The 3,016-nt window shown below is 29.8% G+C and carries 4 protein-coding genes and 1 pseudogene; 4 read left to right on the top strand and 1 reads right to left on the bottom strand.

The window, feature by feature from the left end:
- Positions 1-85: 85 nt before the first annotated feature.
- Together EGD97_RS12110 and EGD97_RS12105 are read left to right on the top strand one after the other, a co-directional pair.
- Positions 86-520, top strand: coding sequence for a hypothetical protein (locus EGD97_RS12110; RefSeq protein ID WP_205693998.1), 435 nt, complete (start codon positions 86-88; stop codon positions 518-520).
- Positions 521-548: 28 nt separating this feature from the next.
- Complete coding sequence (locus EGD97_RS12105; RefSeq protein WP_127837549.1) at positions 549-1,112, top strand: OB-fold protein; 564 nt, start codon at positions 549-551, stop codon at positions 1,110-1,112.
- Positions 1,113-1,426: 314 nt separating this feature from the next.
- Here EGD97_RS12105 and EGD97_RS12100 read toward each other — a convergent pair whose 3' ends face one another.
- Positions 1,427-1,870 (bottom strand): IS66 family transposase, encoded by a 444-nt coding sequence (locus EGD97_RS12100; protein ID WP_127837548.1) that lies wholly within the window; start codon positions 1,868-1,870, stop codon positions 1,427-1,429.
- Between the two features lie 298 nt (positions 1,871-2,168).
- Here EGD97_RS12100 and EGD97_RS12655 point away from each other — a divergent pair, with 298 nt between their 5' ends.
- Together EGD97_RS12655 and EGD97_RS12090 are read left to right on the top strand one after the other, a co-directional pair.
- Positions 2,169-2,558, top strand: a complete 390-nt coding sequence (locus EGD97_RS12655) for a recombinase family protein (protein ID WP_228202036.1) — start codon at positions 2,169-2,171, stop codon at positions 2,556-2,558.
- Positions 2,543-2,743: pseudogene (locus EGD97_RS12090) on the top strand (ATP-binding cassette domain-containing protein); the annotation flags it as partial. The gene EGD97_RS12655 and the pseudogene EGD97_RS12090, both read left to right, overlap by 16 nt.
- Positions 2,744-3,016: the final 273 nt, after the last annotated feature.

The raw sequence follows: 3,016 nt of genomic DNA, 5'->3' as shown, positions 1-3,016 counted from the left end.
ACTTCCTTCCCTTTTTATATTTTAAGGCGTTCGGCTTTTTGTGTCTACACTAATATACTAACACCAATATACGGAAATAACAGATATGAAACAAGATGATGCATTGGAGATGTTTGTAAGATTTAATAGTGGTGGTAAGCCATTGCGTAAGTCTGAAATTACGATGTCTATTCTTGAGGCATATTGGCCGAGTGCAAAGACAGAGTTCGGAAAGATACTTGTTGACTCATATGCAAATTTTGGGACGGATTTTATTATTCGTTCTGCACTGATGCTTTATGGTGATGTTGTAAAATCTAATATCAGTAAAAAAATAGCGGAAGAATTGAAGAATAACTGGAATGCCTTTAAGAAAGCATTGAAGGATCTGGAAAGAGTACTTAAAGGAATGAAGATTGAGGTGAACCGTACCATAAATGACGTAGATTTTTTGTCGGAATATGTTGGAAAAAATATATTGAAAAGTATAGTAAAAATTTATTATAATAATTTAAGAAAAGATAATAGTTTCAAATTTTAAACAATGAACATAAGAAGGAGGGTAAAAAATGGCAATGAAAGCATGTAAAGCATGTGGTAAAGAAATTAGTTCTGATGCAAAAATTTGTCCTAATTGTGGTAAAGACCAAAGGAATTGGTTTGCTAAACACAAATTAATTTCAGGAATATTAGTATTAGTTATTTTAGCTGCGATCGGTTCAATGACTAATGGAAGTAGTGATAAAAATTCAACAAACAATACTCAGGAAACAACTAATACTGCTACTTCAAATAAAAAATCAGAACAACCAAAACCTACTCCAATTATTGTAACAGTAGATAAACTTAAGGATGATTTAGAAAGTAATGCTTTAAAAGCAAGTGAAATGTATAAAGGAAAGTATGTTGAAGTAACCGGTAAATTATCAAATATAGATAGCAGCGGAGAATATTTTAATATTGATCCTTTAAATGACGATTTTGCTTTAATAAATGTACAATGTTATATTACAGAAGAACAGAAATCTATTATAGCTGAATTAAAGAAAGGTCAAAAAGTGACTGTTGTAGGAACTATAACTGATGTTGGAGAATTATTAGGTTACAGTATAGATGTTGAGAGTATAAAATAAGTTTATAAAATTAAAAAAAAGAAGAAATGTCATATGGGGTTTAAATTAATTGTTAATATACAATAAAAGAGATTGTTACAAAAAATAGTTCAAGTAATTTCCAAGGTAGGTTTCTTAATAAGAAACCTACCTTTTTTCGCATTAAAATACATTTCAAATATATATTATATTATCGATACCATATTAAAAAGGAGGAAAAAACCATGATATCAACAACATCAGTAAGCGTCAAATTTTTAGTACCTTTAATAACTTCAAAAATAGCATTAAAATATCCTAAGTAAGGCAATTTATTAAGCTTTACTAGGATTAATTTATTTCCTATCTTTAATTTTCATGTTTTCAGGGATCTTATTAGACCAAGGCATAAGATTCTCTAAACTTTCGCTAACCTCTATATCTATCTTCGATAGATTATCAAATAGATAAACTAAATACCTTTCTACAACTAATTTATTAGCCTTGGCAGTTTCAACAATACTATAAATATTGCTACTTGCAGTTGCGCCTTTAGCCGTATTTGCAAACAAGAAGTTTTTTCTTCCTATAACAAAAGGCTTAATTGCTCTTTCAGCAGCATTATTATCAACTTCTAGGGAACCATCTAATAATACATTTTTTAATCCTGGTAAATGCTTTTTAGCATAATCAAGTGCTTTACCAAGCGGACTTCTTGGAAGAGCATCTTTTATTTCTCTTTCAACATAATCAATAAAGTTATCTATAATTGGAGCTAATTTTTCAGTTCTTAATATCACGTACCTCTATGAAGGTGAAATTCTTGCATATATACATATATATTTGTTTCTTTTTTTAGGGGGGTCACCTTTACGCAAAATCAATATTAATGCGTATTATTATCATTATTCTATCAAAACACACGTGGAGTGTGTAGCGTTGATAGAGAAGAAATAGGAATAACATTATTATCACTTATAGCTTTTAAAGATTAATAAGTATGTATGCTTAGGAGCGGAAGAGAACCAAAAATATATTAATGTAGAAATAATATTTGAAAAAGAAAATATCAAAACTTTATCAGGGGATGGAGAGCTTATGCTAACCGTCCTCTCTTCTTTTGCACAGGAAGAAAGCAAAAATGTCAGCGACAGCTTAAAATGGAGGGTAAAGAAGAAGTTTGAACGAGGAAAGCTGATTATAAATACCACAAGATTTTTAGGTTATGACAAGGATGAATACGGCGATTTAGTTATAAATCCTAAAGAAGCAGAAATAGTTAAAAGAATATTTGAAGATTATTTAAAAGGCAAAAGAACATTTACCATAGCCAAAGAATTAAATAGTGAGAATGTATTGGTAAGATACAGGGCAAAGCAGTTTATAGAGATTTTAAAGGACATAGATAAGTTAGAGGATTTTGATGTGGATATGTATTTTAGGATTACTGAGAAAATGACAGTGTTTGGTGGGAAGAAGATAAAATAAAAATAGATGTTATAGATGGTGATATAGAACTTAAAAATATAACATTTAGATATGGCAGTAGAGCACCAGTACTTAAAGACGTAAGTATAAAAATACCTAAAGGTAAAAAAGTAGCTTTAGTTGGGGAATCAGGAAGCGGAAAAACTACAATTTCTAAACTGCTTTTAAAATATTATACTCCTGAAGGAAGCACTTAAAAAGCAGAATTATACAGATGATCAGATAAAACAGTATAAAGAACAAGGAAAGGTAAAAAAAGAACAAGTATATTATGATACAATTCTATCCTTTACTAATGAAAGAAAACAGCTTGAAATGGAAAAAAGTAAATTAGAAACGCAAAAAGAAGCTGTTTCCAAATCAACTGATGAGTACAAGCTCTATGCACAAAGAAGTGGAATAATTCATTTAAATACTGAACTTAAAAAAGGGATGGTACTTCAAGGCGGCAGCCTTTT

Origin of the sequence: Clostridium prolinivorans (assembly GCF_004011155.1) — a bacterium.
Classification (GTDB): Bacteria; Bacillota; Clostridia; order Clostridiales; family Clostridiaceae; genus Clostridium_AT; species Clostridium_AT prolinivorans.
This window is presented reverse-complemented; position numbering and strand designations above follow the sequence as displayed.